This window comes from Chitinimonas violaceus, from assembly GCF_052601015.1.
This window is the reverse complement of record NZ_JBQXDJ010000049.1, coordinates 19,987-34,246: the sequence shown is the minus strand read 5'-3', so window position 1 is coordinate 34,246 and position 14,260 is coordinate 19,987. Positions and strand designations below refer to the sequence as shown.

Annotated in this window: 13 protein-coding genes and 1 pseudogene; 1 reads left to right on the top strand and 13 read right to left on the bottom strand. The window is 55.7% G+C overall.

Annotated features, from left to right (window positions below; all coding sequences use genetic code 11):
- Positions 1-106 (top strand): annotated as a pseudogene (locus tag ACUHMQ_RS15300) (IS5/IS1182 family transposase); the annotation flags it as partial.
- Positions 107-267: 161 nt separating this feature from the next.
- On the opposite strand, the gene ACUHMQ_RS15295 reads toward ACUHMQ_RS15300, so the two are convergent.
- The 13 genes from ACUHMQ_RS15295 to ACUHMQ_RS15235 form a co-directional block, all read right to left on the bottom strand.
- Complete coding sequence (locus ACUHMQ_RS15295; RefSeq protein WP_445296329.1) at positions 268-2,025, bottom strand: Tle1 family T6SS lipase effector; 1,758 nt, start codon at positions 2,023-2,025, stop codon at positions 268-270.
- Positions 2,022-2,507: a DUF3304 domain-containing protein gene (locus ACUHMQ_RS15290; protein ID WP_445296328.1), complete on the bottom strand. Its 486-nt coding sequence runs from the start codon at positions 2,505-2,507 to the stop codon at positions 2,022-2,024. The genes ACUHMQ_RS15295 and ACUHMQ_RS15290 overlap by 4 nt, the downstream gene beginning before the upstream one ends.
- 10 nt (positions 2,508-2,517) lie before the next feature.
- Positions 2,518-3,411 carry a DUF4123 domain-containing protein gene (locus tag ACUHMQ_RS15285; protein WP_445296327.1) on the bottom strand — a complete coding sequence of 298 codons (894 nt, stop codon included), beginning with the start codon at positions 3,409-3,411 and terminating at the stop codon, positions 2,518-2,520.
- Positions 3,412-3,420: 9 nt separating this feature from the next.
- On the bottom strand, positions 3,421-6,369 hold the full coding sequence (locus ACUHMQ_RS15280; RefSeq protein ID WP_445296326.1) for a type VI secretion system Vgr family protein: 2,949 nt from the start codon (positions 6,367-6,369) through the stop codon (positions 3,421-3,423).
- A gap of 237 nt (positions 6,370-6,606) precedes the next feature.
- The gene (locus tag ACUHMQ_RS15275) at positions 6,607-6,879 is read right to left on the bottom strand and encodes a hypothetical protein (RefSeq protein WP_445296325.1); all 273 of its coding nucleotides are present in this window, start codon (positions 6,877-6,879) and stop codon (positions 6,607-6,609) included.
- On the bottom strand, positions 6,864-7,700 hold the full coding sequence (pabC, locus tag ACUHMQ_RS15270; RefSeq protein WP_445296324.1) for an aminodeoxychorismate lyase: 837 nt from the start codon (positions 7,698-7,700) through the stop codon (positions 6,864-6,866). Before pabC ends, ACUHMQ_RS15275 begins: the two co-directional genes overlap by 16 nt.
- Positions 7,697-8,989: an aminodeoxychorismate synthase component I gene (locus tag ACUHMQ_RS15265; RefSeq protein ID WP_445296323.1), complete on the bottom strand. Its 1,293-nt coding sequence runs from the start codon at positions 8,987-8,989 to the stop codon at positions 7,697-7,699. Before ACUHMQ_RS15265 ends, pabC begins: the two co-directional genes overlap by 4 nt.
- Positions 8,990-9,340: 351 nt before the next feature.
- Positions 9,341-10,588, bottom strand: a complete 1,248-nt coding sequence (gene fabF / locus ACUHMQ_RS15260) for a beta-ketoacyl-ACP synthase II (protein WP_445296322.1) — start codon at positions 10,586-10,588, stop codon at positions 9,341-9,343.
- Between the two features lie 195 nt (positions 10,589-10,783).
- Positions 10,784-11,023 carry an acyl carrier protein gene (gene acpP, locus ACUHMQ_RS15255; protein ID WP_445296321.1) on the bottom strand — a complete coding sequence of 80 codons (240 nt, stop codon included), beginning with the start codon at positions 11,021-11,023 and terminating at the stop codon, positions 10,784-10,786.
- Between the two features lie 91 nt (positions 11,024-11,114).
- The gene (gene fabG / locus ACUHMQ_RS15250) at positions 11,115-11,858 is read right to left on the bottom strand and encodes a 3-oxoacyl-ACP reductase FabG (protein ID WP_445296320.1); all 744 of its coding nucleotides are present in this window, start codon (positions 11,856-11,858) and stop codon (positions 11,115-11,117) included.
- Positions 11,859-11,884: 26 nt separating this feature from the next.
- Entirely contained in the window at positions 11,885-12,160 is a 276-nt protein-coding gene (locus tag ACUHMQ_RS15245) for a hypothetical protein (protein WP_445296319.1), read from the bottom strand.
- Positions 12,157-13,086, bottom strand: a complete 930-nt coding sequence (gene fabD, locus ACUHMQ_RS15240) for an ACP S-malonyltransferase (RefSeq protein WP_445296318.1) — start codon at positions 13,084-13,086, stop codon at positions 12,157-12,159. Before fabD ends, ACUHMQ_RS15245 begins: the two co-directional genes overlap by 4 nt.
- Positions 13,087-13,235: 149 nt before the next feature.
- Positions 13,236-14,207 (bottom strand): beta-ketoacyl-ACP synthase III, encoded by a 972-nt coding sequence (locus ACUHMQ_RS15235; protein ID WP_445296317.1) that lies wholly within the window; start codon positions 14,205-14,207, stop codon positions 13,236-13,238.
- Positions 14,208-14,260 lie beyond the last annotated feature (53 nt).

Genomic DNA, 14,260 nt, shown 5'->3' with positions numbered 1-14,260 from the left:
GAGGCTGAAGCATTACCGTGCAGTGGCGTTCCGGTTCGACAAACTGAAACGGAACTATGAAAGCATGGTTGCCATGGCCTGTGGGTTTCTATGGCTACCTATGTGAAACGTCAACAGACCCTAGCCTGTACTGCCAATGGGCGTATCAGGGTTCAGAGAAACCGTATTTTTATCTATCGGTACAATGCGGAATCAGCTCTATAGCCCGCAACAAGCAGCAGATATGGCCTCTGATCGCGGCTGCGCAGTGAGATCGTGAACAGGTTTTTAGCTCTTATCAAACACCACACGCTGGCGGAAGTACCCCGTGCCTTCACGCCGGGTACTGGTAGCCACACGAACCACTACCTGGCCGCCCCGTAGCATGTCCCACTGGTCTTCGTCGGTCATAACCGGGAACTTGCGGCCCTGCTGCTTCGCATCCCACACCTTCTGTTCCCAGCGGTTCAGGGTCTGCTTGTCTTCCACCATCTTCTCTATGCGCTTGATCTCCTGCTGCTTGTCGTACGCTGTTACCGGCCCCGCCAAATAAAAGCCGGCATGTGAGTCATGCACGTACTCATCCAGAAAGTCGACCAGCTCTGACGGCACAGTACTACGTAAGTCCTCCAGCAACTCTTTGTCGCGCGTTGTCAACATTGCCATCGGTTGTGAATCGCCTTTGCCGTGGCGCACCTGCTTGGATAATTGCTCCTTACGCAGCAGCTTGGCCCGCTCCCGTTCGTAATCGCTACGTGCTTCCTTGATATCCTGTTCCGCCTGGTCGGCTGGGTCTTGCGGTACCGCCTCCCATTTACTCGCCGCCGCCTTATAGCGCCGGTAATAGCGCATATGCGCTTCCAGCATGTCCTCGACCTTGCCGGGCTTGACACCTGTATGCAGCAGATAGGTGTTAAAGGCTTTGAGCATTTCCGAGTCGATCTCAAAGTCTGGTTGATCTGCTGGCTTCATCCCCCCTTCACCATCGAAAGGCAGCAAGGGCACACCGGCTTTGCAGGCTTCCTGGTACATCCGCGCCAGCGGCAGTTGCGACAGCAAAGCGCTATCTCCCGCCTGGCTGCGCTTCTGCTCGCCGGCTCCATAGCCGCCACCGACATTGGAATGCGCACCAGGGTAGACAACTTCCAGCACATCGCCCACGTAAGCTTTGCCATCGCGCGCGCAATTCAGGGGGAACGAAGCCCGTATCTCATGCGCGGCAACAAGGTGCACAGCACGGGCCACCGCTTCGGGTATGCGCATGGTTCCGTCGGCCCAGTCGAAGTGGCCATCCACCGGCAAGGGGAAGGAATCGGCCAGTCCTACCGAAGCCACGGTGTCGAACAAGCCAAGGAAATTGATCGTCAATGGCGAACCGGCAAGTTTGCCGTCTTTACAGCAGTCCAATAACCAGTGGCAGAACGCCCTGGCTTCGGCCGCACCGCGCGAAAAGCCGAAAACGGATACTTCTATCGACGTAATCGTAGGTTTCTGGTTTTTAATCGCGCTTTCCAGCTTGCTAATCTGCTGGCCAAACCAAGTACGCCGCTTGCTGCTGAACAGACTCCAGGATTCTTTAAGCGCTTTCTCGCTGGTAATCGCCGCGGTAGCTTCTACATCAGGAACTAGTTGCTGTGCATGGACTGCAAAGTGCACTGAATTCAGTACTTGGATAAGCGCCCAGTGAATTCGCGCGGCACCACCCTTGCCATAGGCTTTACCATCAGCACTTTCGGTTGGCTCACCTACCTCATCAAATATCGTCCCGACGCCTGGGATATAGTAGCGAAAATAAGCTTCATCCGGAGCATCTACATAGGCCTTAAACAACCGAACAATATTGGAGTGACATTTGGGACTGTCTGCCTCGTCCCGCCTCATGTTGTTGTTGGTGCCATCAAAGAACACACCAATTCGAACATTCCGACAGCAGCCCAGGGGATTGGGCTCCTTAGGAAGCTTCTTTGCGTAGGCTCCTACAGCCTGGATTAACTCCGATTTAGTCAGATGTATCGTCGGCGCTTGTGCCGTCGGGTTATTGCTCACGGTTGCTCCCCTTTCGACTCTCGTAACGACTGCTTGGGGGAGGGAGCCGGGTGCTTAGGATGGCCAGGACCGTAATTACTGATGACAATCCTAACCTTGTCTTCCGGAAAGAAATGCACCCACACTCGTCCGCCACCATCTTCATAAGGCTCAATTGGCACAATGGCCTCTTTCCAATGTGCTTCCCTCGTATTTGTAGCGTTCCAGCGTACTTTCGCAGTCATCCCCGGTGTGTACTTATAAGGCAGGCGATAGCAGCAAGTAACGCCACCGCCCCCCCCCCACTCCGGAATGTTGGGCCCACCACCTTCTCCTACCGAGAAACTAGCGATATAAACCGGTGTATGGTTTAGTCCAGCAATACTTGCCGCGATAAATTCAGGTTTAGGCGGAGGGGCTGACTGGCAAGCCGCCAGCAGCGCCAACCCACCTGCAAACAGCAGATTACGCAACCAAGCAGAGCGAAATAAGGGTTGGTTCATCGTATGCCCCTTACTGCCAAACATGGGCAGGCAGGTTATCTATTCGAGTAATCAAATCATCAGCAGAAGTAGCGTCTTTAATCGCAGCGGCGACTTCCGGCACCGTCGCAAACCCTTCGCCAATTACCAGTGCAACGGAAGCTAAGCGAAACTGCGCAGGTACTGAATGCCACCCTCTCGCTTGTACCAACCGAATGGCTTTCTCAACCAAAGCATGGTTCTCATACGGCTGATGAAAGCGGACCATCTCACGCCGCGCCTCATACAGCTGGCCAAGCAGCGCATCTGCCTCGCCGCTGGTCACCAGTTGCGCAAATTGCGCATCAGTCAGGGTCAGTACCTCCGTTGTCACCGAGGCAGCGGGTGGATTGCGATGTTGAAAAGCCTGTAATTGGCCGTCCCGATCTGACCACCACCAGTACGACAACATCGCCAGATGGGTTTGTTGCTGTTGCGCAGTCAGCGTAGCAAGCAAGGCGGGCAGGACACGTGTATCGGCAAAGCGCAGCGTTAGCGCCAACCCATCGGGCGTGTTGGCCATAACCATGCTGGCAAAACCCTGCGCCAATGCCTGCGCGCTAAGCGGGCTGGCAATAAAGCTGAACATGGGCATGGTTGCACAACTACGCAACAGGGAACGTAGCTGTGTTTCTCTGCTACTTCTCTCTGACGCCATCGCCACAATTCGCGGCGAAAGCTCGCCAAGTTCGGCCAAATCAGTACCTGCGTAGACCGCGACGCCTGCCTTGGCAGCCCGGTTCACGATGGTTGCATCGAACGCACAATCGACCAGTGCATAGAAATGGGGAGGTGATGCCGGGTTCGATGCCTTAACCGCATCAAAAGCGGCTAGCAACTTTGGCGCAATGGCTTCGACATCCAGTGGGGTTATTGCGAAATACATGGTCGATTCCTAAGCGCCGTTCGGTGCCACAAACGGGCTGCCCGAGGCAAGTGCAGCCAACAAGCATTCCTTGCAGACAGACTGCGGAAACTTCGGCAGCGGAGCCTCCATCCTTGCTGCGGTGACAAATGACTTCTTGCTGGCCTGTACTTTGATCGTCCCTGGGCAGGCAACCGTAATAGCACCATCGGCAATCGTCAGGCTCGCCCCACCGGCGGTGCGGATCACAATCTTCTTACCGGCTGCCAGCGTGGTATCACCACTCGCCGATTCGAGCGTGAGCTTGCCTTTGGCTGCAAGCCGGATAGCGCCGTCGTGCGCTTGGGCCAACAAATCGCCCTCGCCCACAATAGCGCTAAGCCCCTGCTGTTCATCCTTGTCGCCTTCGGCCAAGCCACCAATAAAACTCACACCCTGGTTGGCATCAATGCGCAGCTGATTGCCCGCCATCAGGTGCAAGTGCCGCCCAGCCAACCAGCTTTGGGTTTCGTTGCTGAGGAAGAAGGCATCCTCACTGGCTGCGATGATGCCGCCACGGGCGGCCAGCAGAATCAACGGGTCGGTAATCGCAGGTACCGTACCCGGTGTTTTGGCGCTGTTGGGCTTGGCTTTGATGTTCTTGGCGGTCGCATCGCTCAGCGCTTTGCCTACATCCTCCGCATCGACCTGGCCTTGTACGGCATGTAAAAAGGCTGGCAGCGGGCTTCGCTTGGGGTCGAGGCTGGAGAAGTCGGCTTTGGTGGTACCATGCTGGCTTGCCGCCGCGATGCCTTTATGGGTAGCAGTAGTCTGGCTTAACGCCTGGGATAGCTGCTGCGCCTGCTTGACCAGTGCCAGGGGACCGGCCAGCTCACCGGCTGGTTCGTGGGTGTTGTTGTCGTGGCGGATGCTGTAGCTGGTAATCAACCAACCCCGGCCGGCACGCAGTGCGCCATAGGCATCGGTTCGCAGCTCCGCCCCCTCGCCCCGAAAGCTGCCCCGGTAGTTGTCGGCACGGTGGATCAAATGCCCCAGGTTCAGCTGGCTGCATGCCTGTGTGGTGGCAAGCTGAACAGCCAACTGACCGTCGCTGTCGTCGAACAACAGCTGGTTATAGCCATTGCCATCGAGCGCCTGGCTGCGGATGCCCAGCAATGCACCGGCATGGCGGTGGCCATCGTCCCCGGCAGCAGCACCATGCCAGACCGGGCTGTTACCCTGTTGCAGGTTCCCTTGGCCGGACGGGTTACGGTCGTTGGCTTGGCTGAAAACCTTGGTATCGGGAGATGTAAAAGCACTGTTGCTGTCACGTGTAGTACGGGCAGGCGAGTAGGTCGCATCGCCCTCGCCTACGCCGTTGTATTGGCTGCCGATCACAATCGGCTGATCGATATCTCCATTCAGGAAATCCACCCACACCGCATGGCCGGGCCGAGGCGTAAACTGCATACCGCGGCTAGGGCCGGCGCTGCGTTGGATGACGCGCATCCAACAGGTGTCGGTATCGTCCGGGCTTTCGCCCAGCTGCCAAGGGAAGCGTACCTTTACCCGACCCAATCGGTCGGTATGGATCGGGCCATCACCCACTACCACGGCCGCCAAGGGGCCAGGGACTGCACGCTTGGCGTGAAATAGCGGCCGCCATGGCAATTCCAGGCGTTGCAGCTGGCTCAGGTGGACATAGCCACGGGTCTCGGCTGCTTCAGCAAATCCGCTGAAGTCAGTCGGCGATTCGCGCCAGACGATATTGTTGGTTTCTTCCAGCAAGCCCAGCCGTTGCAAGGTGTAATCAAACCGGGTAGCAAACTCCTTATCTTTACCCAACCTAGCAGCAATGGTTTCCTTTGCAGCCTTGGGTAGGTTGTTGATGCCGGCAAAACGCTGGGCGCAGTGCAGGAGCTGCGGATCACCATCGCGTGGCTGGCCAAAGAGGCGATTGTCGTATTGGGTCAGCGTGAAGCGCCGGCCAGGTCGAAAGCTGCGTACATTTCCAGCTGCCCGGATGCTTTCCTTGTAGCAACCCACCACGTCCTCAATCAGATCCAGACGGGCTTGTAGCAACGCCTGAGTGGTCGCATGCGCACCCGACATTGGATAGAACTGTTCGACGCCGCTAGCGCCCCCCGCGCTGGCAGTGACCGAATAACGCCCAGTATCGTGCCAAGCCTGTGCTGTCAGCACTTGTGGGCCATCGCCGTAATAGCCCTGCAATATCTCGAATATCGTATCCTGCTCTTCCACGCTGCTGTCGCCATGGAAACGGATACCACGGCCGCCAAGGGCATGCTTGGCGCTGCTGTCCTCGGGCAGTTGTTTCGAGTCGGCAAAAATCAACAGGCGATGTTGAGCGGCAGTTCCCATCTCAGTACCGGCTTCACCCGTTTCCTCAAACAGAAAACCCAGGCCGGCGTCGGCCAGCAGGCGGCGGATAAACACATAGTCGCTTTCGCGGTACTGCACACAGTAGTTGAGCGGGACAGTCGCCAGTTCCTGCGTCTTGGCGTCACTGGTGGCCTGCCACACAACATAGGGGGTATAGGGCGCCAATACCGCTTCGACGATATCGAGAATGGAACGCTTCTGGAACACCCGGCTACGCGTATTCTTATGCGCATACCAAAGCCCAGGGACAACAACCAGCTTGTAACGAGCCAAGCCGCCATCGCCCGTATCGTCACTGGCAACAGCGATATAACCGGTACGGGTGCAACGGGAACCGTCCGACAGGCTGATTTGCAGCGCGACTTGCCGCCCTAGAAGGTCGCCCAGGTCCAAATAGGCATCGGTAGAGAGGCAGCTGACTTCCATGGCCGATATCGTCGACAACGCCTCGATGCCGCATAGGGCTTCGACCAATAGCTTGTCTTCCGGCAGGCCCGCCACCTTGATCGCGAAGAGCCGAGTATACGAGTCGAAGAGAGCTGTGGGATCGAACAGTTCGACAAGCGCCTTCGGCAGGTCGGCGGGCGACGGGGGCATGGAGTTCCTCTGGATAGGCTGGGTAATATCAGCTGTTGGTAGCAGACAAGGCCAACAACAGACTATTCAACAGTAGTCCGCAGTTTACGGATGGAGCAAGACATCAACAAATCACGAAAAGCTGAAACAAACAGAACGGCAACAGATAGGCAAGGGTTAACTGAAAAAGCGGTGACACACCATGCCAAGCCTTCCCTTCCTATCGCAGTATCCAATCAGCCACTGACTGACTAACACTTACTGTTGCTGCTGTTGCTGTAAACGCAGGCAGTACTTGTCGTAGTTCTTTTCGATCTGCTTTTCCTTGGCGTCCATCTTGTCGCGATCCCATGGTTTTACACGGCCACCAGCTTTGCGCTTTTCGATAATCTTCAACTCATCGACATATTTGTCGCACCGGGTTCTTTCTTTACCTTCCAGGTGCTCGTACAGAATGGGTGAGTATTTATCCGGTAGCGCGGCCAAAACAGTGGAGGACAACAGTGCAAGCAGTATCAGGCGGCTCGGCATAGGGTGCTTTCCATTATTGATTGTTTAACCACAGCGGCATGCAAGCGCTGCGCAGCATCGAAATTATGCCATTGGTGTGCACCGCATTGGGCAACCGGTACAACACCAGCGAGACTATTACTCAATAACACCGCATCTGCTTCAACCAAGGCTTTGACAGTAAAGGGCTGTTGCGCTGTTTTAAAACCAAGATCGACGCCGGCCTCCAGCACCAGATTGCGCATTACGCCCGCAACACCACAGTCGGCAAGCGGGTGGGTATAAAGGACCCCTTCCTTCAATAGATAGAGGTTGGTCATTACTCCCTCCACCACTTCCGCACGGGTATTGCACATCAAGCCATCGAAAATAGCTGGGTCAGTCCACTCACGGCGTGCCATTACCTGATCTAGCCGGTTCAAATGTTTAACGCCGGCAAGGCCGGGCTGAATGCTAAGGGGCCAGTCACACAGCCGAACTTGTACACCCACGGTATGCAAATTAGTCGGATAAGTCGGCAATATGCCCGTCTGCACAATACGGGTTGAGTCAGCATCGGGGTCGCAAGCATAGCCCCTGGCACTCAACCCACGACTTACCGTGAGCTTGACCGTGGCGTTCTCAGGCGCAAGCTGAGCCAGATCAGCCAGCAATACCGATTCTGCCGGGCAACGGATACCCAATACCGCACAGTCGGCAAGCAGCTTGGCATAGTGGCGCGGCCAGGCCAGCAAGCGCCCAGCTTCGCACTTCAACGTACGGAACACACCGTCGCCATACGCAAAGCCACGGTCACGAACTGTGATGTACGCACCTGCTTGGCCATTGACCAAGGTATTCATAACCCCAATGCCCTTAGAAGGCCACGCGCTTTGGCGCGGGTTTCGTTGAGTTCACGTTCGGGGTCGCTATCCGCCACGATGCCGGAACCGGCACGGAAATAAAGCGTATCGCCATCCTGTACAAAGGTTCGGATAAGGATATTGAGATCGAGTGAGCCATCAAGATTGATATAGCCAAGGCTGCCGGTATATGCCCGGCGCGGCCGGTCTTCCAGTTCGCGGATAATCTGCATGCAGCGCACCTTGGGGCAACCAGTGATCGTACCCCCCGGAAACAACGCGCGCGCCACATCAGCCACATTCTGCCCAGGTCGTATGTCGCAACTGACGGTTGATTCAAGGTGATGAACATAGGTATAGCTGGTCACCTCCATCAATGAATCTACCTGCACCGAACCCGGGATAGCGATCCGGCCCAGGTCATTGCGTTCCAGGTCAATCAGCATGATGTGCTCGGCGCGCTCCTTCTTGGAGGCAATCAGCCTCGCTTTCTGCGCTTCATCCTCCACCGGGTCGGGCGAGCGTGGGTGGGTTCCAGCAATAGGCCGGGTTTCCACATGGCCCTGCCTGTCTATCTTGACCAGCCGTTCTGGTGAAGAACTGACAATAGCCCGGCCACTACCCAGATCCACATAGGCTGAGAAGGGAGCAGGGTTAGCGTGACGCAACTGGGCAAAAAGATCGAGCGGGCCTGCACCATGCGCCAGCTTGGCATCCCACCCGCGCGAGAGGTTGACCTGGAAGACATCGCCATCGCGGATATAGTCTTTACAACGATGCGTTCCTTGCAAAAAAGCCATTGGTTCGTCTTCACTCAGGCTTTTCAATGCAATCGGCTTGGGTACGAATACAGACGATTTAGCCAGCAATGCCTGCAAGCGCTTCAATTGCGCAGCGCTCTCCGCCACGATTTCAGTCTGGCCGGTATGGCGGTTGTGCAATATGGCTGCCGGGATACGCGCAAGTAATCCCAATGGAAATCCAGTGTCTTTTCTTGCGGGAACCGTGTGCTCCAGCGTCTCCAGCCACTCGTACCCCAGGTAGGTAAACCAGCCTCCAGTAAACGGCAGGCCAATGGGGTTTGGTTTTGGCGCCACCGCAATCCGAGCCAAGTCGGCAAACAACGCCGCTCCCTCCCCCGCCGCGTAGACACGCACGGTTTTGGGCAGTGCAAATAAAATATCCCAGCCGGTATCCCCCGCCGATTGGAGCAGGTAAGGAAATTCAGCCGGGTAGGCGGCCGCCAGAGCAACAAGATCAGGCAGCTGGCCAAGCGAAAAGGTGGGCATCACAACACCAATAATACAAAACGCCGCGCAGTCTCCCGCGCGGCGTTGTGATTGGCAAGGGCCGTTAGGCTTAGAACCTGCTCAAAGGCTGCTGCGCATCAGCGATACAGCGTTGAAAACACCCTCGGAATGCCTATTTACCCTTTGTAAACTCCGCTTCCCCGGCTGTTTCCGCCTTATCTTGCTTTAGCTCCAGCTCACATGATGTTGAAATCTATTCATGGTCTGTAGCGAGCGGCCGTCAGCGGGGTAAAGCTCAGCGCAGAAGCCGGAATGTACTTTTGTACATGAGAACTTCGAGCAGCACATAAGCCCTGATCACGGCTGCGCAGTAAGATCGTAATCAGATCTTTAGACCCGCTTGAAAACCAATGTGCCATTGGTGCCACCAAACCCGAACGAATTTGAGATAGCAGCACGAATCGGTAGATCACGTGCCTCGTTGGCAACGTAATCAAGATCACACCCACCCTCGATATCCTGCTCGAACAGATTAATCGTAGGCGGGCTCTTCTGGTGATGTATCGCCAATACGGAATAAACCGCCTCCACCCCGCCGGCACCACCCAGCAGGTGACCCGTCATGGATTTTGTCGAATTCACAACCAGCTTTCTCGCCTGATCACCAAACGCGCGTTTCACCGCCATGGTCTCGGCGGCATCGCCCAGCGGCGTGGAAGTACCATGCGCATTGATATAGTCGACCTCATCCGGGTTGACCTTAGCATCACGCAGTGCGTTGAGCATACCTTGCGCCGCACCGCTCCCATCTTCACACGGTGCAGTCATATGATAAGCGTCGCTACTCATACCAAAGCCGGCCAGCTCTGCGTAAATGGTGGCGCCGCGCGCCTTCGCGTGTTCGTATTCTTCCAGCACCAAAACGCCTGCGCCTTCGCCCATGACGAATCCATCACGTCCTTTGTCCCAAGGACGACTGGCAGTCATCGGATCATCATTACGTGTAGAAAGCGCCTTCATGGCTGCAAAACCGCCAATGCCAAGCCGCGCAATCGCACACTCGGCACCACCCGCAACCATAACGTCGGCATCACCGTACTGAATCGTACGGGCCGCATCACCAATGCAATGCGCGCCGGTTGTGCAGGCGGACACAATACCGTAACTCGGTCCTTGGTACCCCTTCATGATCGAAACATGGCCGGCAATCATATTGATGAGAGAACCAGGGATGAAGAACGGGCCGATCTTGCGCGGGCCGCCGTCCTGCAAAGCAACGCCGGTGTTCTCGATCAGGGGCAAGCCACCGATACCGGAACCGATGTTGATCCCGACACGGGTCTTATCCAGGCCTTCTATCGCGTCCAGACCCGCGTCGTCTATCGCCTGCAGTGCCGCGACAATACCGTAGTGGATGAATACATCCATGCGCCGCGCATCTTTGGCAGGGATGAATTGGGTAGGATCAAAATCCTTCACCTCACCCGCTATCGTGCAGGCAAGATCGGAAGCATCGAAACGGGTGATCGTGCCGATACCGGACTTGCCAGCCAGTAGATTGGCCCACCCCGTGGCGACATCGTTACCGACCGGCGAGATATGGCCCAGACCGGTGACGACAACTCTGCGTTTGGACATGAAAGTCTTCCTTCTGTAACAAGGTCATGCACACCGGTATACGGCCGACACACGACTCATGTAGCGATCTCAAACAAGCAACCGCTCAATTCAAATGACACATACGACGAGACCCCTGTACGACAAATCGCACAGGGGTCTTGACTGGCTTAACAGGCATGCCCCTAGCGGGACATGCTGTATTTACCATTGGACTTACTTGCCCAGGTGAGCCTTAACGTAGTCAACAGCTTGTTGAACGTTAGTGATCTTTTCGGCTTCTTCGTCCGGAATTTCGCACTCGAATTCTTCTTCCAGCGCCATCACGAGCTCAACGGTGTCGAGAGAGTCGGCACCCAGGTCATCAACGAAGGACGAATCGATCTTGATATCGGCTTCGTTGACGCCCAATTGTTCGGCGACGATCTTCTTCACGCGTTGTTCGATATTTTCCATTCTTGAACCCAAGCCTTTCGTGTTGGATGATCAAAAGCGCCCGCATTCTAACAAAAAACACGGCACGCAAGTTAAAGCACAAAAAAACGAATTAATTCATGTACATGCCGCCATTTACATGCAGGGTATTCCCTGTCACATAAGCGGCTTTTTCACTGGCCAGGAAGGCCACTGCATCTGCTATCTCCTCCGGCCGTCCCAATCGCTCCAATGGAATCTGAGCCAGCAATTTCTGCTTGTAATCCTCTGCCAGCACAGCTGTCATGTCGGTATCGATAAAACCGGGCGCAACACAATTCACCGTGATATTGCGACTGCCTACTTCTCTGGCCAGCGACTTGGTAAATCCCATCATGCCAGCCTTGGCGGCAGCATAGTTAGTTTGTCCCGCGGAACCAGACGCCCCCACCACCGATGCGATACTGATGATACGGCCCCACCGAGCCTTCATCATGCCACGCAGCACAGCCTTCGACAGACGATAAACCGAACGCAGATTGGTATCCATAACTGCATCCCAATCTTCTTCCTTCATACGCATCAGGAGTTGATCTCGGGTAATGCCAGCGTTGTTGACCAATACAGCGACTGGGCCATGGGCCTTCTCGATTTGCTCAAGCACAGCCTCAACTGCAGCAGGCTCATTTACATCCAACGCCAGCCCCATACCCTGGATGCCGCTCTGTTGCAAATACGCCCCAATAGCCGCGGCACCGCTTTCACTGGTAGCTGTCCCAACCACGATGGCGCCTTCACGCCCAAGCGCTTCTGCGATCGCCCGGCCAATGCCGCGCGACGCTCCGGTCACTAAGGCCAGTTTGCCTTGCAAAGACATAAAATACTTCTCCTTTTAACTCTGGATCAGGCAGCAAACCGCCAGATCATGGAAGCGAGCCACAGGCCAATGCCAGCCATTTGCAGCTTGAGCGATAAACCTGCTGCACGCATATCCTGGCCATGCCAATACTGCAGCAGCTTACCCACGGCATACAGCGCAAAGCCAACGCCAGCTGCCAAAGCCGACGCCTGCCCCTCCATCAGCCCTTCGCTGATTCGAAAAAATGCGAGCACAAGCGCCACTGGGATAAACACACGGTCTATCCAAGGCATACGCCTGAACAACATCAACAATTTCATGCCAACGCCGTTCTGAGGGACTCAAACGAAGCTGGTTCGGTCAAGGTAAAAGACTGCATACCCTCGACGATACGTTTGTTCAATCCTGCCAATACCTTGCCTGGACCACACTCCGCCACCACAGTTACACCATTGGTTTGCAACTGCTGAATGGTTTCAACCCAGCGCACCGGGCTGAATAATTGGCGAGCTAGCGCATCCTTGATTTGAGCCGGATCGGTATAGGCTGCGACATCGGCATTGTGCAATACAGGTATCGACGGCGACTTGATCGCGATCTCCGCCAGTGCCGCCGCCAACTTCTCTGCAGCTGGCTTCATCAAAGCGCAATGCGAAGGTACCGATACGGGTAGGGGTAGTGCACGCTTTGCACCAGCGGCCTTGCAACGCTCGCAAGCGCGCTCTACGGCAGCCTTACTCCCCGCAATCACCACTTGGCCAGGCGAATTGAAGTTCACCGCCTCCACTACATCCCCTTGCGCCGCTTCGGCACAGGCAATACGAATCGCTTCGTCATCCAGCCCCAGGATAGCGGCCATGCCGCCCTGACCTGCTGGAACAGCATCCTGCATGGCCTCAGCACGAAGCCGCACCAATTTGACGGCATCAGAAAATGTAAGCGCATCGGCAGCCACAAGCGCGGAATATTCGCCGAGACTATGCCCCGCTAAGAAAGTTGGCTTCTGGCCACCAGAAGCCAGCCAAGCACGATATGTGGCAACACCAGCAACCAACATCGCCGGTTGTGTATTTACAGTAGCGTCCAGCGCTTCTTTGGGGCCAGTGGCAATCAATGCCGCCAAGTCATACCCCAGTGCAGCATTGGCCTCTGCCAAGGTCTCACGCACAACAACAAGCTCGGAAAACGTGTCGAGCATGCCAAGTGCTTGGGAGCCCTGCCCAGGAAATACAAAAGCAAGTGCCATAGAAAATCCCCATACTGCCAACAAGTTCGGTGATATGCCGTGAAATGCGGACAACAACTCGGGCTGAAAATTATATAGATAGGCGCGATATTAAACGGCCACGGTGAGTAGCACCACCAAGCGATCGCTTGTTTAAATAAATCGATCGCCTACCAGCGCATAAGGGCAGACCCCCAAGCAAATCCGCCGCCAATACCTTCCAACATAATCAATTCGCCACGACGGAATTTCCCCTCGCGCGCAGCCGTATCCATGGCCAGCGGAATAGAGGCCGCCGAAGTATTACCGTGCTGGGCAAGCGTTACCACCACCTTGTCCATGCTCAGGCCCAAGTGGCGGGCAGTCGATTCAATAATGCGGATATTGGCTTGATGCGGTACCAACCAGTCAAGTTCCGATTGCTTAATCCCTGCGGCCGCCAAAGTCTCGGATGCCAGCTCTGCAAGCGCTTTGACAGCAAACTTGAAGACTGCCTGACCATCCATATGCAGGAAGGGTTTCCCGCGCACATCGCCATGCATGATGCTGGCTGGCGTAGTGAGAATGTCACGATATCGGCCATCCGCCTTGAGTTTGGTTATCAGGATGCCAGGCTCCTCTGATGCTTTAAGCACCACTGCGCCAGCACCATCGCCAAACAAGACACAGGTAGCACGATCATCCCAATCCAGAATGCGTGAGAATACCTCCGCACCGACTACCAAGGCAGTTTTGGCCATACCCCCACGGACAAACTGATCAGCCGTCGCCAGGGCATAGGCAAAGCCGGCACAAACAGCCTGCACATCGAAGGCAGGAAAGCCGTGTACACCAAGCTTGTCCTGCAAGATACAAGCGGTACTGGGGAAAACAACATCAGGCGTGGTTGTCGCGACAACGATCAGATCGATCTCTGTTGCAGACACACCAGCTGCATCCAGCGCTGCCAAGCTGGCTTTCAGCGCTAAATCACTGGTCAATTCATTTGCGGCAGCGATACGCCGCTCGCGAATACCGGTGCGAGTCACAATCCACTCATCACTGGTATCCACCTGTTGTGCCAACTCGGTATTGCCCAGCACACGTTCAGGCAAGTAACTGCCCGTACCGGCGATGCGGGAATACATCTGGGGGCCGCTCATAAAAGGAAACTCCATCAGCAACCTACTGGTTGCCCTTGCTTGGGAATAGCTGG